This is a genomic window from Caballeronia sp. LZ043, from assembly GCF_031451075.1.
Lineage (GTDB): Bacteria > Pseudomonadota > Gammaproteobacteria > Burkholderiales > Burkholderiaceae > Caballeronia.
Genome location: NZ_JARUXT010000001.1, coordinates 1 through 26,068 on the forward strand (window position 1 = coordinate 1; position 26,068 = coordinate 26,068).

Here is a 26,068-nt window from a genome sequence, read left to right on the forward strand (position 1 = left end):
AGTCTTTGACGACTGCTTGCTTGAATCGTGCGCTGTGCTTGCTCATGAAAAAACACCCCAAATCGTTGGACTGGTGTCCAACTTTTGGGGTGCAGTTCAGATGCGTCACGGGTTTTTCTTTGTCGATGAACATTGTCTGAGCCATGACCGCAATCGGCCCATCCGAGATTCTGCAAAGCGTTGAGAACTTGAACATCTGGCGACGCAATGGCGAGCGAGCGCCTCACAAGCCGCTTCTGATACTGATGGCGCTTGCCTTGTTCCAGCAGGGCGTCAGGGACATAGCTTTTCGCGAATATGAGAGTCGTCTGTGCGAACTCTTGAGAGAATTCGCGCCCCAGCGTCGCACGCTCTATCCCGAGCTTCCCTTCGTACGCTTGAAGAATGACGCGATCTGGGAGGTCACGCTCGGCGCAAATCGCAATATCGTCCTGCGCGAAAACGATTTGACCAAAGGGCAACTGCGAAACCTGGACGCAACCGGACATTTCTCACCCGACGTTCAGACATTCCTGCAAAGCGACCCCAAGGCAATCACGACGATTGCCCGCGTACTGCTCACTGCTCATTTCCCGGAGAGCATCCATAGCGACATTCTTGATGCCGTCGGTCTCGTCCTCGATGACCCAACCGCACACACGAATGGAGCCGATATCGCCGAAGCGAAACGCCGCCGCAACCCCGCATTCCGCGAAGCGGTCCTGACCGCCTACCAGTATCGATGCGCCCTATGCGATCTGGACTTGCGCATCGGCAACATCACAATCGGTCTCGAAGCCGCACACATCAAGTGGCACCAGGCGAGCGGCCCGGATGTCGTCGAGAACGGTATCGCGCTGTGCTGCCTGCATCACAAGCTCTTTGATATCGGCGCCTTCACGCTCGGCGATCATCGGCGCGTGCTGGTTTCGGAGAAAGCCCACGGCGGCCGAAGTTTCGAAGAGATTCTCCTCCGACACCACGGCGGCCAACTAAACGCGCCCGTGCGAACCGAACACCACCCGGCGGGAAGCTTCGTCGAGTGGCATCGAGAGCAGGTGTTCAAGGGCAGCGCGCGGCCGCTCTGAAGCCCAAGCTCAAACCACCTCCGCCCCTCGCGCCGTCAACAGCTCCCGCAACACCGAGCGATGACACCGCGCCTCATCCTCGCAATAGCATCCCAGCGCCATGTTCGTCTGATGCGACAGTGCGGCCAATAGATCCAGCGTCCTGCTCGCATCCGGCGCGGCCATCTCCGCCTTGAACTTCCTCACGAACGCGTGCCATTCCTTGTCGCTCTCGGCATGAAGCGCTGCGGTCACCAAGTCCTGCGTCGGCGACAGCACCGGATACCACACGTCATAGAAATCGCGCTTCGCGAATTCCGCCTTGGGCACCCCACGCGGCGGCCTGCGCACCGTGCCGATACGCAAGCCTTCATCCGCTGCGCGCGGCGTTCCCAGTCTCACGATTCGAATCGCCATCTCTCGTTCCCCCTTGGCAGGCGCCATCGCCCGAGCATAACCCCGGAAAGCCATCTGAAAGCCCTCCATCCCTGCCTCAGCGAAAACCGCCGTCATCCCGTATCGTTTCGGATTATTCCTCTTCCGCTTAATCCGGATTCAGCGCCGTGCCCACCGACGAACGTCCTCAAGACCAAGACCTGCCCCACGATCCCGACGCCCCGATGACCCCGCTCGAACGGCGCGGCATGGCGGCGATCCTGTTGTCGGTCGCGCTCGCGACGCTCGACACGGCCATTGCCAACACCGCGCTGCCGGCCATCGCCGCCGATCTGCATACGACGCCCGCCGCGTCCGTCTGGATCATCAACGCGTATCAGCTCGCGATGGTCGCGACGCTGCTGCCGTTCGCCGCGCTCGGCGGCATTCTCGGGCATCGTCGCGTGTACCTGGGCGGCCTGGTGCTGTTCCTGATCTCGTCGGCGCTGTGCGCATTCTCCTGGTCCCTGCCGACGCTCGTCGCCGCGCGCCTGCTGCAAGGGCTCGGCGCGAGCGCCATCATGAGCGTCAACGCCGCGCTCATCAGCGCCATCTTTCCGCCGCATCGGCTGGGGCGCGGCGTCGGGCTGAATGCGCTGGTCGTGGGCATCGCATTCGCGGTCGGGCCGACGGTCGCGTCCATCGTGCTCTCGCTCGGCACCTGGCCGTGGCTGTTCGCGGTGAATCTGCCGGTCGGCGTGTTCGCGCTGATGATCGCGTGGCCGTCGTTGCCGCAGACGAAACGTGCCGAGCACGGCTTCGATCGCGTGGCCGCCTTGCTCAACGTCATCACGTTCGCGTCGCTGATCTTCGCGCTCGGCGAGGCGTCGCAGCGCGCGCCTACGCAGATCGTGATCGCATCGTTCGGCGTGACGCTGGTGGCGGGCGTGCTGCTGTTGCGCCGCGAACGCGGTCATCCCGCGCCGATGCTGCCCGTCGATCTCTTCCGCCGCCCCATGTTCGCCCTCTCGACGATGACCGCCATCTGCTCGTTCGCCGCGCAGGGGCTCGCGTTCGTGTCGTTGCCGTTTTTCTTCGAGAGCGTGCTCGGCCGCAGTCAGGTCGAAACCGGATTCCTGATGACGCCGTGGTCCGCGCTGGTCGCGCTGATGGCGCCGATCGCCGGCCGTCTGTCCGATCGGCAATCGCCAGGCTTGCTGGGCGGAATCGGGCTCGCGCTGCTGTGCGTGGGGATGGTGTCGCTGGCCATGCTGCCCGCGCAGCCGCACGTGCTGGAGATCTGCATCCGCATGGCCATCTGCGGCGCGGGCTTCGGATTCTTTCAGTCGCCGAACCTGAAGGCCTTCATGTCGAGCGCGCCGCGTGAACGCAGCGGCGGCGCGAGCGGCGTGATCGCGACCTCGCGTCTGATCGGACAGGCGACGGGCGCGGCGCTCGTCGCCTTGTGCTTCAGCATTGCCGGCAAGCATGGACCGACGCTCGCGCTGTCGCTGGGCGCGGCCTTCGCGGGCGCGGGCAGTATCGCGAGCGGCCTGCGGTTGATGACGCGCAATCCCGCGAACCCGACGTCCAAGCCGGACAACATCGCCGGCGGTCCCTCGCAGAAAGTCTGAACCTGCCTACATGCGGCGCACTTTCACCTTGCGCCCCTTGAGCTTGCCATTGCCGAGCCGGCGCACGGCGTCATCGGCGACGCCGCGTTCGACCGCCACGTAAGTGACCATGTCCATCACGTTGATCTTGCCGATCTGCTTGCCGTCGAAGCCCGCTTCGCCGGTGAGCGCGCCTAGCACGTCGCCGGGACGGATCTTGTCCTTGCGGCCGCCGAGGATCTGAAGCGTCGCCATCGGCGGCTTGAGATGCCCGGGCTCGGCCGACGTCAGTTCGGCCAGCGGATGCCACTCCACCTCGGCGCGCTGCGCCTGTTCGATCGACCCGACGCGCCCCATTTCATCCATGCTCGCCAGCGACAGCGCCCAGCCTTCCTGATCCGCCCGTCCCGTCCGGCCGATGCGATGCACGTGCACTTCCGGATCCGGCGTGACATCGACGTTGATGACCGCTTCGAGCTGGGCGATGTCGAGACCGCGCGCGGCGACATCGGTTGCAACCAGCACCGAGCAGCTGCGGTTGGCGAACTGCACGAGCACCTGATCGCGCTCGCGCTGTTCGAGTTCGCCGTGCAGCGTCAGTGCTTCAAAGCCCTGTGCAAGGAGGACATCGAGCAGATCGCGGCATTGCTGCTTGGTGTTGCAGAACGCGAGCGTGCTGACCGGGCGATAGTGATCCAGCAACAGGCCGACGGCATGCAGGCGTTCGTGATCGGCGACCTCATAGAAGCGCTGCTTGATTTTCGCGTTGCTGTGTTGCTCGACGAGCTTGATCTCGCGCGGATTGCGCAGGAACTGCTGGCTCAGCTTGGCGATGCCTTCCGGATAGGTTGCCGAGAACAGCAAGGTCTGGCGATCCTTCGGACATTGACGCGCGACCGATGCGATGTCGTCGAAGAAGCCCATGTCGAGCATGCGGTCGGCTTCGTCGAGCACGAGGGTGCGCACGGCGTCGAGTGCGAGCGTGCCGCGCCCGAGGTGATCCATGATGCGCCCCGGCGTGCCGACGGCAATATGCGCGCCGTGTTCGAGGCTCGCGATCTGCGGGCGCATCGGCGTGCCGCCGCAGAGCGTCAGCACTTTCACGTTGTCCTCGGCGCGCGCGAGACGGCGGATTTCCTGCGTGACCTGGTCGGCGAGTTCGCGGGTCGGACAGAGCACGAGGGCTTGCACGGCGAATTGCTTCGGATCGAGCTTGGCGAGCAGCGGCAGCGTGAACGCGGCGGTCTTGCCGCTGCCGGTCTTCGCCTGCGCAATGAGGTCGTGGCCCGCGAGTGCCGGCGGCAGACTGGCGGCCTGGATCGGCGTCATCGATTGATAGCCGAGCTGCTGCAGGTTCGCCTGCATCGCGGGCGTGAGCGGCAGGCTGCTGAAAGAGGTGTCGGTGGTCATGTCGATCAGCGCTCGCCGTGGGGCGGGACGTCGCGAAGTTGTTCGTAGGAGACTTGGCCGTCGGCCGCTTCGTGACGGGCGACGTAGTTGCGCGCGCCGCACATCGGGCAGCGGAACAGGAGGCCTTGGCCCTCGTTCTTGATGACGACGTCCGACGGCTCCCACTGTGCTTCGCAGGACTGGTTTCGGCAGGTGAACATGTTCGATGGTTCTCGTTGTTGCATCGCGCGCGGGCGCGGTGTGCGCTCGGCGGCGTGATTGCTTCGTTCAAACACGGAAGTGTACGCGTCTCGCGAGGCGAGGCGGGCGGTCGGCGTGGGCTTTTGGGGCGTCGTGGAAAGTCAGCAAGAAATGCTAAAGCGGGTCGTGCTACTTTTTGAGCATCGAACTGACTTGTTCCCGGAGCACGGCATGAGCGAGAAGCTTTACGAGACGCGGCTCGCGCGCGTGGTGACTTATATCCACGATCATCTCGACGACGAACTCGATCTCAATCGTCTCGCCGAGGTGGCGTGTCTGTCGCCGTATCACTGGCATCGGATCTATCACGGATTCTATGGCGAGACGGCGGCGGCGACCGTGCGGCGCTTGCGTTTGCATCGTGCGGCGAACGAGTTGCTGCATGGTGAGGCGCAGATCGATTCAATCGCCACGCGGGCCGGATACAGCAGCGCGCAAGCGTTCTCGCGGGCGTTTCAGGCGAGTTACCGGATGGCGCCGGGGCAATTCCGGAACGAGGGCGGCGCTTCGATGTTCGGAGCGATCGATGGAATCCGATCGGAGGAGGGAGCGATGCAACAACATCAGGTCGATATTCGTACGCAGGAAGGATTCAGTGTCGCGGCGATCGAGCATCGGGGCGATTACATGGGCATCGGTCGCGCGTTCGAGATGCTGTTTCACTGGCTGGCGACGCGCGGTCTCATCGATCCCCGGGCAAGGTCGCTCGGCATCTATTTCGACGATCCCTCAGCGGTGCCGGCTGAGGAACTGCGGTCGATGGCATGCTGCGAGCTGTTCAAGCCCGATGAAGTGACATTCGAGGCGCCGGTGTCGCGCGTCGAGGTTCCGGGTGGGGAGTTTGCGGTGCTCACGCATGTCGGGCCTTATGCGCAGCTTTGCTTCGCGTATCAGTGGCTGTATGGGGCGTGGCTGCCGAAGTCGGGCAGGGAAACCGGCGATGCGCCGGTGTTCGAGGTGTATCTCAATGACCCGAGAGAGACCGCGCCGGCGGATCTTGTGACGGAGATTTGGGTGGGGGTGAGGTAGGTGATTCGACAGATCCCCGGAAAGCAAAAAGCCCAGTCACGAGGACTGGGCTTTTGCATGAATCGGGTGGTGGGGCGTGAGTGACTCGAACACTCGACCTACGGATTAAGAGTCCGCTGCTCTACCAACTGAGCTAACGCCCCAACAGAAGCGAAATTATAGCGGTGGTTTTCTGGACAGCGCAAGCCCATTTGCGCAAATTTCTGAAAAATTCCTGTGCATCGCGTCATCGCGGAGAGGCCCAACCCACCTCACCCGCCCGTTATCATTGGCGAATTCCCCGCCCTACGCCCAAGCCAAAACAAACCTCATGGACGATCCCGCCATCCGCGCCTTGCTCGACAGCATTCTCGCGCCCTGGGTCAAAGACCTGCACCTCACTCCGGCCGATATCACCGCCGACGCCGTCACCCTCCGCCTGCCCCATTCCGATCACTTGCGCCATGCAGGCGGCGTCATCTGCGGCCAGGTCTTCATGGCCGCCGCCGATACCGCAATGGTCGTCGCCATCTCGCACGTGATGGGCGGTTTCTCGCCGATGACCACCGTCTCCCTGAACACCACCTTCATGCGCCCGGTAAAGTCCGGCGACGTCCTCGTCACCGCCCGCGTGCAAAAGCGCGGCCGCAATCTCGTTTTCGGCGACATCGAAATGCGCGACGCGCAAGGCGAGCTCGCCGCCCACGCCACCACAACCTACGCACTCATCAACCAATAAATGTTCGACCAAGTCGTATTCGCGGGCGGCGGCAACCGCTGCTGGTGGCAAGCCGGCTTCTGGGACGTCATCCGGCCCGAGCTGAATCTGAAGCCGCGAATCATCGCGGGCATCTCGGCGGGCGCCGCCACGGCCTGCATGCTCTACACGAACGAATCGCGCCGCGTGATGGCGTACTACGCCCACGTCCTGCGCGACAACACGAGAAACGCCTACTGGGGCAACCTGCTGCGCGGCGAGTCGGTGTTCCCGCATTACCGCATCTACCGGCAGGCGCTGCTCGACATCTTCGCGGACCGCTTTGCTGAACTCCGGCATGCGCCCGAGATCCGCATCGGCGTGTCGCATCTGCCGCGCTGGCTCGGCGCGCGCAGTGCGGTCGCGGCCGGTCTCATCGCGTACAACATCGAGAAGTACCTGCGCAAGACGCTCCATCCGACGCTCGGCCAGACGCTCGGTTTCCATCCGGAGTTCGTCAAGGCACAGGACTGCGCCACGGTCGAGGATCTCGCCGACCTCATCCTGCAATCGTCGAGCACGCCGCCGTTCACGCCGATCCTGCGCCGCCAGGGCCGTCCCGTGCTGGACGGCGGCATGGTCGACAACGTGCCCGTCTCCGCGCTCGATGCCGCGCCGGGTCTCGTCCTCGTCATGGTCACGCGGCTCTACCCGCGCGAGCGCATGTTCGTCGTGCCGCATGGCGCGCAGCGGCGCATCTACATTCAGCCGTCGCGCAAGGTGCCGATTTCAAGCTGGGACTACACGAGTCCGTCCCAGATGCAACATGCTTACGACCTGGGCCGCGCCGACGCCGATGACTTCCTCGAACGCCTGCCGCGTCTCATGGAAACCGCATCGCAACCTGTCTGAAGATGAGGAGCACATCGTGGCGAAGCAGCACACCTATGAACTGACCGTCGACTGGACGGGCAACCTGGGATCGGGCACCTCCGCCTACGACGCCTATTCGCGCGATCACCTCGTGCGCATCGGCAGCAAGACGGCGATAGAAGGATCGAGCGATCCCGCCTTCCGCGGCAACCCCGCGCGTCACAATCCGGAGGAGTTGTTCGTGGCGTCGCTGTCGTCGTGCCACATGCTCTGGTATCTGCATCTGTGCGCGACGAAAGGCATCGTCGTGACCGGCTACGTCGATGAAGCCGTCGGCACCATGCAGGAGGAAGCGCAGGGCCATGGCCGCTTCGTCGATGTGCTGCTGCGCCCGCACGTGACCATCGGCGCGGGCGGCGACCCGGCTCTCGCGGCGCGCCTGCATGAAGAGGCGCATCGCTATTGCTTCATCGCCAACTCGGTGAACTGTCCGGTCCGTTGCGAGCCCGCCATCGATATATCAACGCTATGACACCGCGCTAGCGCCGTCGCACGTGCTGCAACGCTTCCTTGTTTGAGACGCTCGACGTGTCGCCCGCATCGAACGCAAGGATGTTCTTGAACGCGGCGCTGAAGTACAGCTCGTAGCTCTCGCGCTCCACATACCCGATGTGCGGCGTGCAGATCACGTTCTCCAGCCGCAGCAGGCCATAGCCTTGCAGGATCGGCTCGCTCTCGAAGACATCCACCGCCACCATGCCCGGCCGGTTGTGATGCAGCGCGTTCAGCAGCGCATTGTCTTCCAGCAGTTCGGCGCGGCTCGTGTTGACGAACAGCGCCGTGGGCTTCATCCGCATCAGATCGTCTTGCTTGACCATGCCCGTGGTCTCTTCGGACAGACGCAGGTGCAGCGTCAGCACGTCGCTCTGTTCGAAGAGCGCTTCGCGGCTCTCGGCGACCGCATGACCGTCTTCACGCGCGGCAGTCTGTGAATGCTCGCGGCCATACACGAGCACGTTCATGCCGAACGCCTTGCCATAGCCCGCCACCAGCTTGCCGATCTTGCCGTAGCCCCAGATGCCGAGCGTCTGGCCGCGCAACACCTGGCCGAGACCGAAATTCGGCGGCAGCGCCGACGTCTTCAGGCCGGATTGCTGCCACGCGCCCTGTTTGAGATTGGCGACGTACTGCGGAATGCGTCGTTGCGCCGCCATGATGAGCGCCCACGTAAGCTCCGCCGGCGCCACCGGCGAACCCGTGCCCTCGAGCACCGCGATGCCGCGTTCGGTACAGGCATCGATATCGATGTGCCCGCCGCCCGCGCGTCCGGTCTGGCTGATCATGCGCAGCTTCGGGCACTTGTCGAGCAGCTGCGAACTGATGCGCGTCCGTTCGCGAATCAGCACGAGGGCGTCGACTTCCGAAAGTCTGCTGGCCAACTGTCCGAGCCCGCGCACCGTGTTATTGAAGACTTTTACCTCATGGTCATCGAGCAGATGGAAGCAATCGAGCTTCCGGACGGCGTCCTGGTAGTCGTCGAGGATGGCGATTTTCATGGGCATTGGTTGGCTTTTGTTAGGCATCAAACGTGCTGTATTTCGGGCAAGCGCGAGAATAGAGCACTTGAATTCGGGTTAATACCGACAAATTGTGCTCCGGCGGCCCTGCTGCGATGCATCACGGCACCCGCGCGATGCGATGTTATGCTTGACTCCCACATTTCAGGAGCCCTGTATCTCAGCGCCAAAAGAAAGAATTTCAGCGCAACTTGCGGAAACCACGGTAATCCGCGACGAGACCGGCCACTTAGTATCTCTTTTTAACAGTTTGTTCCTTCGCGACGCAAGCCGTGGAGCAGTACGGCACTTATGCTGAAGGATTCATGCCCGTGACGCCGCAACGGCTGGCGAACCGCATTTCGTGCGATGAATCCGTCCATCGCGACCGCACGAAAACGCCCGGCGGTTCGCCTCGCAAGCCTCTCGCACGCAGCGTCTGAGGGCCCAGGTTTTCATTGCAGAGAACGGAGACAAGCTCGATGAACCAGCCCGCAGTAGTCGAAGATCACAATAACAAGTCCATCGAAGTCGATGCGCCGGCGCATGTCCGGCACCGCAAGCTCATCGAATGGGTGCAGCGCATCGCCGCCGTGACCAAGCCGGACCGTATCGAATGGTGCGACGGCTCGCAGGAAGAATACGACCGGCTCTGCCAGCAGATGGTCGATGCCGGCACGATGAAGAAGCTCAACCCCGAGAAGCGCCCCAACTCTTTCCTCGCGTGCTCGGATCCGTCCGACGTGGCGCGCGTCGAGGACCGCACGTTCATCTGCTCGCAGCGTCGTGAAGACGCCGGCCCCACAAACAACTGGATCGATCCGCAAGAAATGCGCGTCACGCTCGACGGCCTGTTCGACGGCTGCATGCGCGGCCGCACCATGTACGTCGTACCGTTCTCGATGGGCCCGCTCGGCTCGCCGATCGCGCATATCGGCGTGGAGTTGTCGGACAGTCCGTACGTCGTGACGAACATGCGCATCATGACGCGCATGGGCCGCGCGGTGTACGACGTGCTCGGCGAGGAAGGCGAGTTCGTGCCGTGCGTGCACTCGGTGGGCGCGCCGCTGGCGGACGGTCGCCAGGACGTGCCCTGGCCGTGCAACGACACGAAGTACATCGTCCACTTTCCGGAATCGCGCGAGATCTGGAGCTTCGGCTCGGGCTACGGCGGCAATGCGCTGCTCGGCAAGAAGTGCTTTGCGCTGCGCATCGCCTCGACGATGGGCCGCGACGAAGGCTGGCTCGCCGAACACATGCTGATTCTCGGCGTGACGTCGCCGCAGGGGCGCAAGTATCACGTCGCGGCGGCGTTTCCGTCGGCGTGCGGCAAGACCAACTTCGCGATGCTGATTCCGCCGAGCGACCTGAACGGCTGGAAGGTGACGACCATCGGCGACGACATCGCGTGGATCAAGCCGGGCCGCGACGGCCGCCTGTACGCGATCAATCCGGAAGCGGGCTACTTCGGCGTCGCGCCGGGCACGAGCGAGAAGACCAACTTCAACGCGATGGCCACGCTGAAGGAGAACGTGATTTTCACGAACGTCGCGCTCACCGATGACGGCGATGTCTGGTGGGAAGGCATGACGGATACGCCGCCCGCGCATCTGATCGACTGGCAGGGCCGCGACTGGACGCCGGCGATCGCGAAGGAAACGGGCGCAAAGGCTGCGCATCCGAACGCGCGTTTCACGGCGCCGGCGTCGCAGTGTCCGTCGATCGACGCGGACTGGGAGAATCCGGCCGGCGTGCCGATCGACGCGTTCATCTTCGGCGGCCGCCGCTCCAACACGGTGCCGCTGGTGACGGAAGCACGCGACTGGAACGAAGGCGTCTACATGGCCGCGACGATGGGCTCCGAAACCACGGCGGCCGCGGCGGGGCAGCAGGGCGTCGTGCGCCGCGACCCGTTCGCGATGCTGCCGTTCTGCGGCTACAACATGGCGGACTATTTCGGCCACTGGCTCAAGATGGGCGAGCGCCTGGACGCGATGAACGCGAAAGTGCCGAAGTTCTTCTGCGTGAACTGGTTCCGCAAGGGCGACGACGGCAAGTTCGTGTGGCCGGGTTTCGGCGAAAACATGCGCGTGCTGAACTGGATGATTGGCCGGATCGAAGGCACGGCGCAGGGCGAGGAGCACGCGTTCGGCATTTCGCCGCGCTACGAGGACATCGACTGGGGCGCGCTCGGTTTCTCGCGCGAGCAGTTCGAACAGGTCATTTCGGTCAATGACACGGCCTGGCGCGACGAACTTGCCCTGCACGACGAGCTCTTCACGAAGTTGCAGCAGGGACTTCCAGGCGCTTTGCCGCAGGCCAAGGCAGGGATGGAGAAGCGTCTGGCGGCTTGAACCGGTTTGATCGGCGGGGCGATCGGTCGCGGCATGTGCCGGATTGGTAACGCCGATCAAATCAATCCCCAATATAGGGCCCGCCGTCGCGGGCCCGTTTTCTGCGCATCTACACCGGCAAAATCCGCCGCGCCAGCCTCGACAAAATTCCGCCTGCAGGAATCCGGCCGATCAAGCGTTGTGTGATCCGCAACAATCGGTGATCTTTCATCTGCGTAACAGGTCCCGCCGACCGTTTTTTTTCGACTTTTTCCGGTTTCCCGGCAACTTCTGCACGAAACGCCCAGTCCTAGGATAATCCTGAATTGCGTTGCAGCAGAATTCAAGCCGCATGGCGGCAGGAGTTGTCTTATGGATCATTTGCAGTCGATGAGAGTGTTCGTCCGCGTCGCCGATCTGGGGAGTTTCGCCCGGGCCGCGAGCGCGATGGACATCTCCAATGCAGTGGCGACCCGTCACGTTGCGGACCTCGAAGGTCGCCTCGGCACGCGTCTTCTGAATCGCACGACGCGCAGTCTCTCGCTCACCGAGTCCGGTCAGGTTTATCTGGAGCGGGCGCGGCAAATTCTCGACGAACTCGAAGACGTCGAACAAATGGTGGTGGCGCGCAATCACGAACCGCTGGGTTCGCTGCGAATCGTCGCGCCGGTGGTCTTCGGCTTGCACAATCTCGCGCCGGTGTTGCAGACCTACGCCCAGCGCTATCCGAAAGTCATTCCGGACGTGACGCTGGTGGACCGCCAGGTCGATCTGGTCGAGGAAGGCTTTGATGTCGGCATCGTCATCGCGCGGCAGGTGAAGAGCGCGAGCGTCGTGACGCGGCGCCTGACGACGGGTTGCATGACCGTCTGCGCGACGCCCGCGTACCTGGAGAAACACGGTACGCCGACGCGCCCCGAACATCTGCTCGAACATCCGTGCCTGAGCCTGCCTTCGGAATACTGGGGCGACGAGCGCGTGTTCACGGGTCCGGAAGGCGAAGTGCGCGTGCGGCCGCAGAACGTGATCATCGCGAACAACACCGAGATGCTGAGACAGTTCGCGCTGCTCGGCATGGGCATCGCGATCCTGCCGAGTTATCTGATCGGCAACGATACGACGCGCGGCCAGCTCGTGCGCCTGCTCGGCGATCATCAATTGCCGCAGGTCGAGATCAATGTCGCGTATCCGAGCCGGCGTCACTTGCCGGCGAAGGTGCGTACCTTCATCGATCATCTGGTCGAGCATTTCAGCCAGACGCCGAATCACCAGCTCGGCGAGCAATGGATTCGCGACGGCCGTGGCCAGCCGGTCGCGCCGGCGGCTCAGTCGCACTACGAGCACGCCGACGACGAACCGGCCCCGCCTCCGCGTGCGCGTCCGATCGATGGCGAACTGGGCCCCAAGCTCGCCAAGCCCTCACGGACGCGTGGGCGGGTGCCGGCGGCATCGCCGTTCTGAAAGGCTCGCGCCAGGCGCAGATGAAAAACAACCCCCGCGAAGATGCTTCGCGGGGGTTTTTCTTTGGGACCGGCGGAACCGGCTGAACCGCCGGCCAGGGAACTGAAACGCGCTCAGCTCGTCTTGCGCGCCGTGGTCTTCTTCGCGGCAGCTTTCTTCGCGGGCGCCTTCTTGGCGGCGGCAGGCTTGACGCGCGTGGTCTTGGCGGCCACGGCGACGTCGCTGTCGCCGGCATCGTCGCCGCTGTCCACCGGCGCTTCGGCCGACGCCGCGCCACGCTTCGCAGCGGCCGACTTCGCCGCCGGCTTGCCTTCCTTCTTCTCGAATTCGAAGCCGATCTTGCCGTCCGGCTGCTTGACGAGAAACGCCTTGAAGTTACGTCCGGTACGCGACGACTTGAAACCCGTCAGCAGGTCCGTGCGGCCTTCGCCGAGCAGCTTCTGCATCTGCTCACGCGCGATTTCCTGCTGCAGGATGACCTTGCCCGAACGGAAGTCGCAGGTCTTCGGATTCGCGACCGAGTTCTCGCAGACATAGCTCATGCCGTGCTCGAACACGCGCGCCCGGCACTTCGGACAGGCGCCGACCGGCGTCTGCTCGGAGAAATCGGGCGGTTCGCCGTCTTCGCCGCCGCTGTCCTGGCCGAAGTCGAATTCGAGCTTGTAGTTCTTGATTTCGTCGTCGAGCGCGAGTTTGAGAATGGCCGAGAACGGCCGGCCCATCTTGCTGCGGAAACCCGACAGCGGGCCGATGGTCTTCTCGCGCAACAACTCCTCGACTTCCGGAATCTCGAACTGCCGGCCGCCCGGAATCTTCGAGATCGAAAATTCGCACTTGGTGCAGGCGAAGCGGCGATAGTTCTCCTTCACCTGCGAGCCGCAGTGCGGGCAGGGCGTTTCGAGCGTCGCGTAATCGCCGGGGATCGTGTCGGAGTCGTATTCCTTCGCCCGCTTGACGATGGTCTGCGTCATGCGCGCGATTTCCTGCATGAAGGCATCGCGATGCAGGTTGCCGCGTTCCATCTGCGAGAGCTTGTGCTCCCATTGACCGGTCAGCTCGGGCGCGGTGAGTTCCTCGACGCCGAGACCGCGCAGCAGCGTCATCAGCTGGAACGCCTTGGCGGTCGGAATCAGCTCGCGGCCTTCGCGCACCATGTACTTTTCGCCGAGCAGCCCTTCGATGATCGCCGCGCGCGTGGCCGGCGTGCCGAGCCCCTTCGCGGCCATCGCATCGCGCAATTCTTCGTCTTCAACGAGCTTGCCCGCGCCTTCCATGGCCGAGAGCAGCGATGCTTCGTTGTAGCGCGCCGGCGGCTTGGTCACGAGGCCGTGAGCGGCGACCTTCTCGACATCGACCTTCTCGTCCTTCTGCACCGGCACGAGATTGCCGTCCTCGCCCGCGGCTTCGCGGCCGTAGATCTGCAGCCAGCCCGGCTCGACGAGCACCTTGCCTTCGGTCTTGAAGTGATGCCCGGCGACCTCGGTGATACGCGTGGTCACGAGGAATTCCGCAGCCGGGAAGAACACGGCCAGGAAGCGCTTGACCACCAGGTCGTACAGCTTCTGCTCCGGCTCGGACAGCGCCTTCGGGGCCTGGAGCGTCGGGATGATGGCGAAGTGATCGCTGATCTTCGAGTTGTCGAAGATGCGCTTGTTCGGCTTCACCCAGCCCTTGTCCAGCACCTGCTTGGCAAACGGCAGATAGTTATTGCTGTCCTTGAGCATGGTCATGGTGTCCTTGACTGTGCTCAGGTAGTCCTCGGGCAGCGCGCGTGCATCGGTACGCGGATAGGTGAGGACCTTGTGCTTTTCGTACAGCGCCTGCGCGAGACCGAGCGTGTTCTTCGCCGAGAAGCCGAAGCGGCTGTTGGCTTCGCGCTGCAAGCTTGTCAAGTCGAACAGCAGCGGCGACATCTGCGTGGACGGCTTCGATTCTTCCGTGACGGTGCCGGTCTTGCCACGGCAGGCCGCCACGACCGATTCCGCCGCCGCCAGGCTCCACAGGCGCGAATCGCGCTGCTCGGGGTCGTTCTCGACCCGCTTGAACTTCGGATCGAACCAGCGACCTTCATACAGGCCCTTCGCGGCGATGAATTCGGCGCGCACTTCCCAATAGTCGCGCGGCACGAAGCGACGGATTTTCTCTTCACGTTCAACAACGATCGACAAGGTTGGCGTCTGAACGCGTCCGACCGTGGTCAGGAAGAACCCGCCGCCCTTGCTGTTGAACGCGGTCATCGCGCGCGTGCCGTTGATGCCGACCAGCCAGTCGGCTTCGGAGCGGCAGCGGGCGGCGTCGGCGAGCGGTTGCATGTCGGCGTCGCTGCGCAGGTTCGCGAAACCTTCGCGGATCGCGGCGGGCGTCATCGATTGCAGCCAGAGCCGCTGGACCGGATGCTTGGCCTTCGCGTGCTGCGCGATCAGGCGGAAGATCAGTTCGCCCTCGCGCCCCGCGTCACATGCGTTGATGAGACGGTCGACGTCCTTGCGCTTCATCAGCTTGGTCAGCACCTTGAGGCGCGACTCGCTTTTGGCGATCGGATTCAGGTCGAAATGCGGCGGAATGACCGGCAGATTGGCAAAGCTCCACTTGCCGCGCTTGACGTCGTATTCCTCGGGCGCGGCGATCTCCAGCAAGTGGCCGACGGCCGACGAGAGCACGTAGTCGTCGCTCTCGTAGTACTCGTCATGCTTGGTGAAGCCGCCCAGCGCCCGCGCGATGTCGTTCGCGACGGAGGGCTTCTCAGCGATGATCAGGGCTTTGGACATGACTCAATAAATTTGGTAACTGGCAGCGGCCCAGTTTGGGCTGCTTCAACGACCGCTTTATAGCACAGGCTTTGCGCGGTGGGCGCCGAAGCGCGATGGCGGCGTTGCGGCCGGCTGCCTGAAAAGGTGAATTGAACATGGCGTTGCGCGCGATTCGTGCCCGCATTTTGTCCGCTCCCTGTCCCTTTTTACGCGCTCGCTTCACATCCCGCGCCGGGCCGGGCGACGGTCACGCCATGGCAAGCGTGGGCCGCAGCTTGGGCGCGCCGGCCATATCGGGCAGCGCGGTGAGATCGGTCAGCAGACGCTGGACGATCGACGCTTGCGGCAGCACGGTGCCGAAGAAACGGGTCGTGACCGAATCCTCGATCAGAATCGTCGGAAAATTTTCCACGTCGAGGTCGTCGAGAAGGTCGGCATGATTTTCAATGTCGATCCACGCGAAACAGATGTCGGGATGAGAGTCCGCCAGCGCGTTGAACCCATCCAGATACTCGCGGCACGTGCCGCACCATTCGGCGCACAGGCAGGCGACGAACAGCGTGCCGGGCTCGGCGACGCGCTCAGCGATGCGCTCGGCATCGGTATCGAGATTCAGCGCGGGCATGGTTTCAACGAAATCCTCTTGTTCGACGGCGGGGACAGCGCATTTTTTCGCGAATGTAGCATGACGCCGCGTTACGGTCGCCCTACTGCCATGTAGCGCCCGCCCGGCAGCGGCGCCACGTGGCCGCTCATCTCGAGCTGTAGCAGCATGCCTTGCAGCGCCGCGCCGTCGAACTGGGTGCGCGCGGCGAGTATTTCAAGGGTTGCCGGCGCGTGGCCGAGCGCGGCGAGCACTCGCGCGGTCTGTTCGCCGGGTTGGCTTTCCGAGGGCAAGCGCGCCGAAGCCCACGACGCGCTGACCGGCTGCGGTGCCGTGCTGCGGCTTGCGGCGGCGGTGGCTGGCGTCGGAAAGCCGAATTCCTCGAGGATCTCCTCCGGCGTTTCCACAAGCTTGGCGCCTTGCTTGATCAGCCGGTGGCATCCCTGGGCCAGCGGCGCGTGAATGGAACCGGGAAGCGCGAAGACGTCGCGCCCCATTTCGTTGGCGAGGCGGGCCGTGATGAGCGAGCCGGAGCGCATCGCAGCCTCGACGATCAGCACGCCGCCCGACAGGCCCGCAATCAGCCGGTTGCGTTGCGGAAAGTTGGCCGACCGCGCGGGCGTGCCGAGCGGCCATTCGGACAGGATGGCGCCGTCCCGGGCGATCTCGTGCGCGAGCCCGCGATGCGCAGCCGGATAGACGAGATCCGCGCCCGTGCCGATCACGGCGACGGTGCCGGCGGCGCTGCCCAGCGCGCCGCGATGCGCGGCGGCGTCGATCCCGAGCGCCAGCCCGGAAATCACGGCGAGCCCCGCGCCCGACAGCGCATGCGCGAACCGGCGCGCGTCCTCAAGACCTTGCGGCGTGGCATGCCGACTGCCGACGATGGCCACCGCGCGTGCCTGCAGCCGCTCGAGCCGGCCTTTTGCGTACAGCAGCGCGGGCGGATCGGGCATGTTGAGCAAGGCCTGCGGATAGTCGCTGTCGGCGAGCGTCAGGATGCGGTTGCCCGGCTCGGCCGCCCACGCCAGCGCCCCTTCAATATAGCGGCCGAACGGTGTCCCTTCGATTTCGGCCGGCGGCCCCAGCACGGCTTCGGCGGCGCCCGGACCGGCGACCTGCGCGAGCGACGCGAAACTCTTCGTCAGCACTTCGCACGGCCCGCCGAAAGCCGCGAGCAACAGACGCAGAGCGAGTGGCCGCAATCCGCGGGCATGCGCGAGCCGCAGCCACGCGCGAAGTTCTTCGGCGGCGGGCGTCGAGGCGCTGGCCTCGGTCGGCGGGGCGGCGGTCGTCATGTTAAGATTTTTGATCCGAAAGGCATTGAAAGACGTCGCTTGGCCTCTTGCTCAGGCCTGATGCGACGCGTACGGGCCGCTTGCCGGCGGCGTTGAATCCAGCAGATTCACCCGCATATTTTTTGGCAGGCCGCCCCTTCCCCGCAACCTGGCCGAATGGCCGATTTACACGCGTCGCGGCGCGCGTAGACAATCCGAATCATGGCTCTGCTCAAGATACTCAACTACCCGGACAAGCGCCTGAACAAGGTGGCGAAGCCCGTCGCCGTCGTGGACGACCGCATCCGCAAGCTCGTCGCCGACATGGCCGAGACCATGTACGCCGCACCGGGCGTCGGCCTTGCCGCAACTCAGGTGGACGTGCATGAGCGCGTGATCGTGATCGACACCTCGGACGCGCATGACGAGCTGATGGTCTTCATCAATCCGGAAATCGTGTGGTCGAGCGAGGGCAAGAAGGAGTGGGAAGAAGGGTGTCTGTCGGTGCCGGGCATCTATGACTTCGTGGAGCGGCCGGACAAGGTGCGCGTGAAGGCGCTCAACGAAAAGGGCGAAACCTTCGAGATCGACTGCGAGGGGCTCCTTGCCGTGTGCATCCAGCACGAAATGGATCATCTGGCAGGTCACGTGTTCGTCGAATACCTGTCTACGCTCAAGCAGACGCGCATTCGCGGCAAGATGAAGAAGCTGGAAAAGGCGCTGTAATCCATGAGCCAGTCGCTGCGTGTGGTTTTCGCCGGTACGCCCGAGTTCGCTGCCGCCGCGCTGGCGGCCATTCATGCAGCGGGCTTTGCCGTGCCTCTTGTGCTGACGCAGCCGGACCGGCCAGCGGGACGCGGCATGAAGCTGACTGCCAGCCCGGTCAAGCGTTTTGCCGTCGAGCACGGTCTGGCCGTCGCGCAACCTACGTCGCTGCGCCGCGCGGGCAAGTATCCGCAGGAAGCCGCCGAAGCCATCGATCTGTTGAAGGCCACGCCGCATGACGTGATGGTGGTCGCCGCGTATGGCCTGATCCTGCCGCAGGAAGTGCTCGACATTGCGCCGCGCGGCGCCATCAACATCCACGCGTCGCTGCTGCCGCGCTGGCGGGGCGCCGCGCCGATCCATCGCGCGATTGAGGCGGGCGACGCCGAAACCGGCATCACGCTGATGCAGATGGACGCCGGCCTCGACACGGGCGCGATGATCCGCGAAGGGCGCACGGCCATTCTTCCCGACGATTCCACTGCGTCGCTGCACGACCGGCTCGCGCAGATGGGCGCGGAACTGATCGTGGCTGCGCTGCGCGACCTGGAACGCGACGGCGCGCTGCCGTCCACGCCTCAGCCGGAAGAGGGCGTCACATATGCCGAGAAGATCGCCAAGAACGAAGCGGCGCTCGACTGGCGACGCTCCGCCACGGAACTCGGGCGCCAGATCCGCGCGCTCGATCCCTTCCCCGGCGCGGTCGGCACGCTGGACGGCGCGGCGATCAAGATCTGGGCGGCTCGGCCCGTCGAGTCTGACGCGTCTCAGGGCGACGCCGGCACGATCGCAGAGATCGGTCCGGACGGCATTGTCGTGACGTGCGGCAGCGGCGCGCTCAGGCTCACGCAACTGCAAAAACCGGGCGGCAAGCGTCTGCCCGTGCGCGAGTTTCTTGCCGGCGCACCGCTGGTCAAGGGGCAGCGTTTCACGCTGATCTGACGGACGTTCAAACAGGCGCGGCGCTAAAATAAAGAGTGGTCAACACGCGCCTGTCGGTCTGGAGTTCCCGATGCTCGGCATCACCGGTTTCACCCTCTTCCTCATCGCTGTTTTCCTGCTGAACGTCACGCCGGGTCCCGACACGGCCTATATCGTCGGGCGGAGCGTCGCGCAGGGGCGCGGCGCGGGCGTCGTGTCGGCGCTCGGCATTTCCGCAGGCTGCATCGTGCACACGCTTGCCACTGCGTTCGGCCTGACGGCGATTCTCGCGGCATCGGCTACGGCTTTCACCGTCGTCAAGATTGCCGGCGCGATTTATCTGATTTATCTCGGCGTCCGTTTGCTGTTCGCGACGCACGAGGACACGGCCGCTTCCCGCGAGGCGCAAGCGCCCCAAAGGTCCGCGCCGAAGCCGCTGCACCGGCTGTTTGCGCAAGGCTTCATCACCAACGTGCTGAATCCAAAAGTCGTGCTGTTCTTTGTCTCCTTCTTTCCGCAATTCGTTGCCGCCGATAGTCAGCACAAGACGCTCGCCTTCCTGACGCTCGGCATGGTGTTCATTGCCATGAGCACGGTCTGGAACAGCTTCGTTGCCTGGATTGCAGGCAGCGTGACTGAACGCTTCGCCGGCAAGACGGGGGTGCGCAAATGGCTCGACCGCACGGTCGGCGGCGCCTTTGTCGGGCTGGGCATCAAGCTCGCGACGTCGCATCGATAAATCTCGTCCGGCCAATTGAATTATCGACGAACACCCCTATCTAACATTTTGCTTACAATCATCGTTCCGGCCACCTTGGCCGGGAGCACCGCGCCTCGGGCGCACCGTACATAGGGAGAGGAGTTCCGCGTATGTTCAACTGGGTCAAAACCGCGATGCTGATGGCTGCGATCACGGCCCTCTTCGCCGTGATCGGCGGCGTGATCGGCGGGTCGAAGGGCATGATGCTCGCGCTGCTCATCGCGCTGGGCATGAATTTCTTTTCATACTGGTTCTCGGACAAGATGGTCCTGCGCATGTACAACGCGCAGGAAGTGGACGAGACAACCGCGCCGCAGTTCTATCGCATGGTGCGGGAGCTGGCCACGCGGGCGCAGCTGCCGATGCCGCGCGTCTACCTGATCAACGAAGACGCGCCGAATGCGTTCGCGACGGGCCGCAATCCGGAGCACGCTGCCGTGGCGGCGACCACGGGCATTCTGCGCGTGCTGTCCGAGCGTGAAATGCGCGGCGTTATGGCGCACGAACTGGCGCACGTGAAGCACCGCGACATCCTGATCTCGACCATCTCGGCCACCATGGCCGGCGCCATTTCCGCGCTCGCGAACTTCGCGATGTTCTTCGGCGGACGTGACTCGGAAGGCCGGCCGTCGAATCCCATCGCGAGCATTCTGGTGGCGATTCTCGCGCCGATCGCGGGCGCCATGATCCAGATGGCCATCTCGCGGGCGCGCGAGTTCGAAGCGGATCGCGGCGGCGCCGAGATTTCGGGCGATCCGCAATCGCTCGCGAGCGCGCTCGAGAAGATCCACGCCTATGCGTCCGGCGTGCCGTTCCCGGCGGCGGAAGCGCATCCGGCCACCGCGCAGATGATGATCATGAATCCGCTCTCGGGCGGCGGCATCGCCAATCTGTTCTCGACGCACCCGGCCACCGAAGAGCGCGTCGCGCGCTTGATGGAAATGGCGCGCACGGGCCGCTTCTGACGCTTCCAGGCGTGTGACGAAGGCCGTTCCGGTCATGCCGGAACGGCCTTTTTTTGCGTGTCGAACATGTCTCGCCGCTGCGTGTCCGGGCGCCCGAATCCTGCACGTTACAATCCCCGTTCCACGCAAGCTGTCCGCTTGCCGTCCGACCGTTTCCGTTTCCTCATGACCGAACAGCCTTCCCGCCGGCCCGCCGCCGCGCACGCACGCCTGAGCGCGCTTCGCCTCGCGCCCGATTCACTCGGGTTCGCGCTCGATTGCGCGGCGCAGGCCGTCGGCGCGGTGCGTGCGGGCTCGGCATTGCCGGCGGCGTTGCAGACGGTCATCGCGGCATCGAAGCAGGCGAGCGCGCGCGGCGCGGTGCAGGACATCGCGTATCGCACGATGCGCCGCCTCGCCCTCGCCGACGCCCTGCTGCGCAAGCTCGTGAAGAAGGCGCCGCCGCCGCACGTCGGCAACGTGCTGTGTTGCGCGTTCACGCTACTCGCCGATGACGAAGCCCACGCCGCCTACGCGCCCTTCACCGTGGTGGATCAGGCGGTGGGCGCAATCGCGGCGCGCCGCGAGTTCGCCTTCGCGAAGGGCCTGGTGAACGCAGTGCTGCGCAGCTTCCTGCGCGAGCGCGACGCGTTGATCGACGAAGCCCGCGCGCAGCCCGTCGCGCGCTGGAACTACCCGCAGTGGTGGATCGACGCGGTGCAGCGCGCGCAGCCCGAGGTCTGGGAACACATTCTCGAAGCGGGCAACCATCAGGGGCCGCTGACCTTGCGCGTGAATGCGCGCCGGGCGAGCATCGAAGCGTACCTGGCGCGCCTGCATGAAGCCCATCTCGAAGCCGATGTCGCCGGCCCGCACGCAGTGCGGCTGAGAACGCCGCTTGCCGTGGACCGCATTCCCGGTTTCGACGAAGGCGTCGTCTCGGTGCAGGACGCGGGCGCGCAAGTCGCCGCGCAACTGCTCGGCGCGCAGGACGGCATGCGGGTGCTCGATGCCTGCGCGGCGCCCGGCGGCAAGACGGGTCATATCCTCGAACTGGCGAATGTCGATCTGATCGCGCTGGAGAGCGACGCCGAGCGGGCCAGGCGCATCAGAGAGAATCTCGTGCGTCTGAAGCTCGAAGCGCACATCCAGACCGGCGACGCCGGCGAACCGGCGCACTGGTTCGACGGCAAGCCGTTCGACCGCATTCTCGCCGACGTGCCCTGTTCGGCCTCGGGCATCGTGCGTCGTCATCCGGACATTCGCTGGCTGCGGCGCGAGTCGGACATTGCCGCGCTCGTCGCCGAACAGCGGCGCATCCTGTCCGCGCTGTGGCCGTTGCTGGCGAAGGGCGGCGAGCTGCTCTACGTCACGTGCTCGATCTTTCCCGAGGAAGGCGAGGAGCAGGCCCGGTGGTTTGGAACGGTCCATGAAGATGCGGTACGATTGGACGCGCCGGGGCAATTGCTGCCGACAGCGGCGCACGCAAGCGCGGGCGCGGCGCACGGTTTACCGGACGGTACAAATCTCGCAGGCTCTGTTCCGGTCGAGGCGCCAGGCGCCGGTTCATCGTCCGGTCGGCACGCGGCGGCCATCGCGGATCACGACGGATTCTTCTACGCGCGCTTTCAGAAACGGTGACGATCAAACGCTTCCTTCCGCTCAGGCTCGCGGCTGTCATCTGGACTGCGCTGGCGTTCTGGCTGAGTTTCGCCGCGCCCAATGCCGCCCACGCCGAAACCATCGGCGTGCAGCGCGCATCGTTGCAGGCGGACAGCAACGGCTGGAGCCTCGACGCGCATTTCGACTTCGACCTCAACAGCAGCCTCGAAGAAGCCGTGAACCGCAGCGTGCCGCTCTATTTCACGATCGACTTCAATTTGTCGCGGCCGCGCTGGTACTGGTTCGACGAAGAGCCGGTCAACGTGTCGCAAAGCATTCGCCTGTCCTTCCAGCCGCTGACCAACGAATATCGCGTGTCCACGGGCGGCTTGCAGTTGCGTTTCGCCTCGCTCGACGAAGCGCTCGCCGTCATCAAGCATGTCACTTCGTGGCATGTGATCGACCGCAATCAGGTGCATGGCGGAGAAACCTATACCGCATCGGTGCGCATGCAACTCGACATCGCGCTGATGCCCAAGCCGTTCCAGATCGACGCAGTGAACAACCGCGACTGGAACCTCGCTTCCGACTGGAAGCGCTTCACCTTTACGGCGGCAGAACGTGCGAAATAGATTTCGACGCGGCCGCACGGACATGAAGAGTTTCGTTGTCCGCTTGCTGGTCTCCACGGTGGCGATCACGGCAGTGCTCCTGCTCGTGATGCTCGCGCTCGCAAGCGCGAACACGGAGTTCTTCGACCGCTACTACGGCTGGCTGTATGCGGCCAACGTCGCGGTGGCCATCGTCTTCATGCTGATCGTCATCGCCCTGTTCATCATCATCGTGACGCGGGTGAGACAGGGGCGCTTCGGCACGCGGCTGCTCGCCAAGCTCGCGTTCATCTTCGCGCTCGTCGGCGTGGTGCCGGGCGCGATCATCTATGTGGTTTCGTATCAGTTCGTCTCGCGCAGCATCGAGTCGTGGTTCGACGTCAATGTGGAAACCGCCCTCACGTCGGGCCTGACGCTCGGGCGCGGCATGCTCGAAACCTCGCTCGCCGACTTCAAGAACCGCGGCCGGCAAATGAGCGACCAGCTCGCGAGCGCGGATCCGTCGAGCCTCACGCTCGCGCTGCTGCGTCTGCGCGACCAGTACGGCGTGCAGGATGCCGTGGTGTTCGAGCGGCCGCGCGATCAATACAACCGCGAAGACCTGTCGGTGAATGGCGGCTCGTCGCGCGTGCCGGGATTGCGCACGGTCGCGCAGGCATCGGGCAACTACTACGCGCTGCTGCCCGCCAACGAGCCCACCGGCACGATGCTCAAGCAGGCGCAGGATCATCCGTATGGCGCGATCGAAGGCGAGATCGACGGCGATCCAAGCTCGAACGGGCCGAAGGGCGCATTGCGGCTGCGCGTGGTCACGAAGATTCCCGATCCGTCCACCACGACGGAATTCCAGCACGTCGACCGCTTCCTGCAGATCGAGCAGCCCGTCAGTCAGGAGCTCGCGCGCAACGCGGATGCCGTGCAGCGCGCGTATCGCGAGTATCAGGAGAAGCGCCTCGGGCGCACCGGTCTGCGCAAGATGTATATCGGCACGCTGACGCTCGCGTTGTTCCTCGCCACCTTCATTGCGATGATGCTGGCGCTCGCGCTCGGCAATCAGCTCGCGCGGCCGCTGTTCCTGCTGGCGCAGGGCACGAAGGAGGTCGCGGAAGGCGACTACACGCCGAAGCGGGAAATCAATTCGCGCGATGAACTCGGCTTCCTCACGCAGTCCTTCAACGCGATGACGCGCCAGCTGTCCGAGGCGCGCGCGGCGGTCGAGAACAATCGCATTGCGCTGGAACATTCGAAGGCTTATCTCGAAAGTATTCTCGCGAACCTGACGGCGGGCGTGTTCGTGTTCGATCGCCAGTTCCGTCTCACTACCGCGAATCGCGGCGCGGAACGCATCTTCCGCCAGCAGTTCGGCGCGCTGCTGAATCACCCGCTCGACCAGATCGGCGTGCTGGCCGAATTCGGCGCGATGGTCAGGAAGGCGTTTGCCGAACGCGATGCGGCGGCGGGCGGCAGCGATCATCGGATCGGCGACCGCGGCCACTGGCAGCAGCAGGTGGCGGTGACGGTGCCGGGCGAGAACGATCCGCTTACGCTGCTGGTGCGCGGCACGCAGCTGCTGGGTGTGACCGAGAGCGATTCCGACGATGCGGAAACCACCGGCTACGTGGTCGTGTTCGACGACATCTCCGATGTCATCTCCGCGCAGCGTTCGGTGGCGTGGGGCGAAGTCGCGCGGCGGCTCGCGCACGAGATCAAGAATCCGCTCACGCCCATTCAACTCTCGGCCGAGCGCCTGCAGATGAAGCTCGCCGACAAGCTCGCGCAGCCGGATGCCGAGGTGCTGAAGCGCGCGTCGACCACCATCGTCAATCAGGTGCAGGCGATGAAGCAGATGGTCGACGACTTCCGCGAATACGCGCGCACGCCGCCCGCGGTGCTCGGCAACCTGCAACTGAACGATCTCGTCGCCGAGGTGCTGACCTTGTATGGCATCGAAGACGGCAAGACGCCGATCAAGGTCGATCTCACGAAACTGCCGGTGATCCGCGGCGATGCCACGCAGATCCGCCAAGTGATTCACAACCTGCTGCAGAACGCACAGGATGCGGTGGCGGAGGTCGCGGAGCCGCGCGTGCTGCTCGAAACGAGGACAGTAGAATATGGCGAGCCCGATGCCTCCGGACATGCGCGTGTCGCGGTTCGGCTGACGGTATCGGACAATGGTCCGGGCTTTCCGGCGCGCATTCTGTCGCGCGCGTTCGAGCCTTACGTGACAACGAAGGCGAAAGGCACGGGCCTGGGACTTGCAACGGTGAAGAAGATCGTCGATGAGCACGGCGCGCGCATCGACATACGCAACCGCTCGAAGGCCGCGGATGTGGTTGAAGGCGCGCAGATATCGATCCTGTTTCTCCAGCTGGCGGACGATACCGCGGCGCCCGGCGCCACGGCATCGGGCGGCGGAGCGGCGGCGAGTCACGGAACGACAAAAGCAACAGTGCAGACAAGGGCAGCGTAAATGGCAACCATCCTGGTGGTAGACGATGAAATGGGGATCCGGGAACTGCTTTCGGAGATCCTGAGCGACGAGGGCCATGTCGTGGACGTGGCGGAAAACGCGCAGCACGCGCGCGACTACCGTCTGCAACAGACGCCCGATCTCGTGCTGCTCGACATCTGGATGCCCGATACCGACGGCGTCACCCTGCTCAAGGAGTGGGCCGCGCAGGGCAAGCTCACGATGCCGGTGATCATGATGTCGGGTCACGCGACCATCGACACGGCGGTCGAGGCGACGAAGATCGGCGCGCTCAATTTCCTGGAGAAGCCGATCGCGCTGCAGAAGCTGCTGAAGGCGGTCGAGCAGGGTCTGGCTCACGGCACGGCGCCGGCGCCGGTCGCGATCCCGGCGAAGCCGCCGGCGGGCGCGGGCGCGGTGGGCGTGCCGGTGGCCGCGGCGCTGCCGAGCGCGTCGGGCATGGGCGCCGGCTTGTCGAGCGAGGCGGCAGCGGGCGCGGCGCAAGGGCAGGCGGGACAAACGGCGTCCATCTCGTTCGACATCCCGTTGCGCGATGCCCGCGACGCCTTCGAACGCGCCTACTTCGAGTATCACCTCGCGCGCGAGAACGGCAGCATGACGCGCGTGGCGGAGAAGACCGGCCTGGAACGCACGCACTTGTATCGCAAGCTGAAGCAACTGGGCGTGGACCTCGGCAAGAACAAGAACGAAGTCTGATCCGCTGGCTTCGTCGTGTGCGCCGTGCATTC

General features: G+C 64.5%; 23 protein-coding genes and 1 tRNA gene. 16 read left to right on the forward strand and 8 right to left on the reverse strand.

Features of this window, described 5'->3' with window-relative positions:
* The first annotated feature begins 143 nt into the window (after positions 1 to 143).
* Positions 144 to 1,067, forward strand: a complete 924-nt coding sequence (locus tag QCE64_RS00005) for a phosphorothioated DNA-binding restriction endonuclease (RefSeq protein ID WP_310002393.1) — start codon at positions 144 to 146, stop codon at positions 1,065 to 1,067.
* Positions 1,068 to 1,076: 9 nt separating this feature from the next.
* On the opposite strand, the gene QCE64_RS00010 is transcribed toward QCE64_RS00005, so the two are convergent.
* Positions 1,077 to 1,463 (reverse strand): DUF488 family protein, encoded by a 387-nt coding sequence (locus QCE64_RS00010; RefSeq protein ID WP_309811220.1) that lies wholly within the window; start codon positions 1,461 to 1,463, stop codon positions 1,077 to 1,079.
* 203 nt (positions 1,464 to 1,666) lie between these two features.
* On the opposite strand from QCE64_RS00010, the gene QCE64_RS00015 reads away from it, so the two are divergent.
* Positions 1,667 to 3,055, forward strand: coding sequence for an MFS transporter (locus tag QCE64_RS00015; RefSeq protein WP_310004093.1), 1,389 nt, complete (start codon positions 1,667 to 1,669; stop codon positions 3,053 to 3,055).
* A 6-nt stretch (positions 3,056 to 3,061) separates the two neighbouring features.
* Here QCE64_RS00015 and dbpA read toward each other — a convergent pair whose 3' ends face one another.
* Entirely contained in the window at positions 3,062 to 4,444 is a 1,383-nt protein-coding gene (gene dbpA, locus QCE64_RS00020; protein ID WP_309928774.1) for an ATP-dependent RNA helicase DbpA, read from the reverse strand.
* Between the two features lie 5 nt (positions 4,445 to 4,449).
* Positions 4,450 to 4,644, reverse strand: a complete 195-nt coding sequence (locus QCE64_RS00025; RefSeq protein WP_309811225.1) for a hypothetical protein — start codon at positions 4,642 to 4,644, stop codon at positions 4,450 to 4,452.
* Positions 4,645 to 4,855: 211 nt separating this feature from the next.
* Here QCE64_RS00025 and QCE64_RS00030 point away from each other — a divergent pair, with 211 nt between their 5' ends.
* Complete coding sequence (locus QCE64_RS00030; RefSeq protein ID WP_310004095.1) at positions 4,856 to 5,713, forward strand: AraC family transcriptional regulator; 858 nt, start codon at positions 4,856 to 4,858, stop codon at positions 5,711 to 5,713.
* 67 nt (positions 5,714 to 5,780) lie between these two features.
* On the opposite strand, the gene QCE64_RS00035 is transcribed toward QCE64_RS00030, so the two are convergent.
* Positions 5,781 to 5,856: transfer RNA gene (locus QCE64_RS00035), tRNA-Lys, on the reverse strand.
* Positions 5,857 to 6,023: 167 nt separating this feature from the next.
* Here QCE64_RS00035 and QCE64_RS00040 point away from each other — a divergent pair.
* From QCE64_RS00040 to QCE64_RS00050, 3 genes are read left to right on the forward strand one after another with little or no spacing between them, the layout of a single operon-like run.
* Positions 6,024 to 6,431, forward strand: a complete 408-nt coding sequence (locus QCE64_RS00040; RefSeq protein ID WP_309913004.1) for a PaaI family thioesterase — start codon at positions 6,024 to 6,026, stop codon at positions 6,429 to 6,431.
* On the forward strand, positions 6,432 to 7,301 hold the full coding sequence (locus QCE64_RS00045; protein WP_309928776.1) for a patatin-like phospholipase family protein: 870 nt from the start codon (positions 6,432 to 6,434) through the stop codon (positions 7,299 to 7,301).
* 16 nt (positions 7,302 to 7,317) lie between these two features.
* Positions 7,318 to 7,794, forward strand: coding sequence for an OsmC family protein (locus QCE64_RS00050; RefSeq protein ID WP_309928779.1), 477 nt, complete (start codon positions 7,318 to 7,320; stop codon positions 7,792 to 7,794).
* A gap of 7 nt (positions 7,795 to 7,801) precedes the next feature.
* Here QCE64_RS00050 and QCE64_RS00055 read toward each other — a convergent pair whose 3' ends face one another.
* Positions 7,802 to 8,818 (reverse strand): D-2-hydroxyacid dehydrogenase family protein, encoded by a 1,017-nt coding sequence (locus tag QCE64_RS00055; RefSeq protein ID WP_309913011.1) that lies wholly within the window; start codon positions 8,816 to 8,818, stop codon positions 7,802 to 7,804.
* Between the two features lie 482 nt (positions 8,819 to 9,300).
* Here QCE64_RS00055 and QCE64_RS00060 point away from each other — a divergent pair, with 482 nt between their 5' ends.
* Together QCE64_RS00060 and QCE64_RS00065 are read left to right on the forward strand one after the other, a co-directional pair.
* Positions 9,301 to 11,172, forward strand: coding sequence for a phosphoenolpyruvate carboxykinase (GTP) (locus QCE64_RS00060; protein ID WP_309913014.1), 1,872 nt, complete (start codon positions 9,301 to 9,303; stop codon positions 11,170 to 11,172).
* Between the two features lie 351 nt (positions 11,173 to 11,523).
* Positions 11,524 to 12,612 carry a LysR family transcriptional regulator gene (locus tag QCE64_RS00065; protein WP_309913017.1) on the forward strand — a complete coding sequence of 363 codons (1,089 nt, stop codon included), beginning with the start codon at positions 11,524 to 11,526 and terminating at the stop codon, positions 12,610 to 12,612.
* A 113-nt stretch (positions 12,613 to 12,725) separates the two neighbouring features.
* Here QCE64_RS00065 and QCE64_RS00070 read toward each other — a convergent pair whose 3' ends face one another.
* From QCE64_RS00070 to dprA, 3 genes are all read right to left on the reverse strand, one after another.
* Complete coding sequence (locus QCE64_RS00070) at positions 12,726 to 15,380, reverse strand: DNA topoisomerase III (protein WP_310002394.1); 2,655 nt, start codon at positions 15,378 to 15,380, stop codon at positions 12,726 to 12,728.
* Between the two features lie 229 nt (positions 15,381 to 15,609).
* Entirely contained in the window at positions 15,610 to 15,987 is a 378-nt protein-coding gene (locus tag QCE64_RS00075; protein WP_309913022.1) for a thioredoxin family protein, read from the reverse strand.
* Between the two features lie 71 nt (positions 15,988 to 16,058).
* Positions 16,059 to 17,264, reverse strand: coding sequence for a DNA-processing protein DprA (gene dprA, locus QCE64_RS00080; protein ID WP_310002395.1), 1,206 nt, complete (start codon positions 17,262 to 17,264; stop codon positions 16,059 to 16,061).
* Between the two features lie 201 nt (positions 17,265 to 17,465).
* Between dprA and def the strand changes: the two genes are divergently transcribed.
* The 8 genes from def (at position 17,466) to esaR (ending at position 26,036) form a co-directional block, all read left to right on the forward strand.
* Positions 17,466 to 17,969 carry a peptide deformylase gene (gene def, locus QCE64_RS00085; RefSeq protein ID WP_309806926.1) on the forward strand — a complete coding sequence of 168 codons (504 nt, stop codon included), beginning with the start codon at positions 17,466 to 17,468 and terminating at the stop codon, positions 17,967 to 17,969.
* A 3-nt stretch (positions 17,970 to 17,972) separates the two neighbouring features.
* Positions 17,973 to 18,950: a methionyl-tRNA formyltransferase gene (gene fmt / locus QCE64_RS00090; RefSeq protein ID WP_309913028.1), complete on the forward strand. Its 978-nt coding sequence runs from the start codon at positions 17,973 to 17,975 to the stop codon at positions 18,948 to 18,950.
* Between the two features lie 70 nt (positions 18,951 to 19,020).
* Complete coding sequence (locus tag QCE64_RS00095) at positions 19,021 to 19,668, forward strand: LysE family translocator (RefSeq protein ID WP_310002396.1); 648 nt, start codon at positions 19,021 to 19,023, stop codon at positions 19,666 to 19,668.
* A 131-nt stretch (positions 19,669 to 19,799) separates the two neighbouring features.
* Positions 19,800 to 20,654 carry a zinc metalloprotease HtpX gene (htpX, locus tag QCE64_RS00100; RefSeq protein WP_309806929.1) on the forward strand — a complete coding sequence of 285 codons (855 nt, stop codon included), beginning with the start codon at positions 19,800 to 19,802 and terminating at the stop codon, positions 20,652 to 20,654.
* A gap of 165 nt (positions 20,655 to 20,819) precedes the next feature.
* A complete protein-coding gene (gene rsmB / locus QCE64_RS00105) occupies positions 20,820 to 22,274 on the forward strand; it encodes a 16S rRNA (cytosine(967)-C(5))-methyltransferase RsmB (protein ID WP_310002397.1) in 1,455 nt (484 codons plus the stop codon).
* Complete coding sequence (locus tag QCE64_RS00110; RefSeq protein ID WP_309913035.1) at positions 22,271 to 22,867, forward strand: DUF4390 domain-containing protein; 597 nt, start codon at positions 22,271 to 22,273, stop codon at positions 22,865 to 22,867. The genes rsmB and QCE64_RS00110 overlap by 4 nt, the downstream gene beginning before the upstream one ends.
* Positions 22,868 to 22,889: 22 nt before the next feature.
* On the forward strand, positions 22,890 to 25,319 hold the full coding sequence (locus QCE64_RS00115) for a PAS domain-containing sensor histidine kinase (RefSeq protein WP_310002398.1): 2,430 nt from the start codon (positions 22,890 to 22,892) through the stop codon (positions 25,317 to 25,319).
* A complete protein-coding gene (gene esaR, locus QCE64_RS00120) occupies positions 25,320 to 26,036 on the forward strand; it encodes a response regulator transcription factor EsaR (RefSeq protein ID WP_309913040.1) in 717 nt (238 codons plus the stop codon).
* Positions 26,037 to 26,068 lie beyond the last annotated feature (32 nt).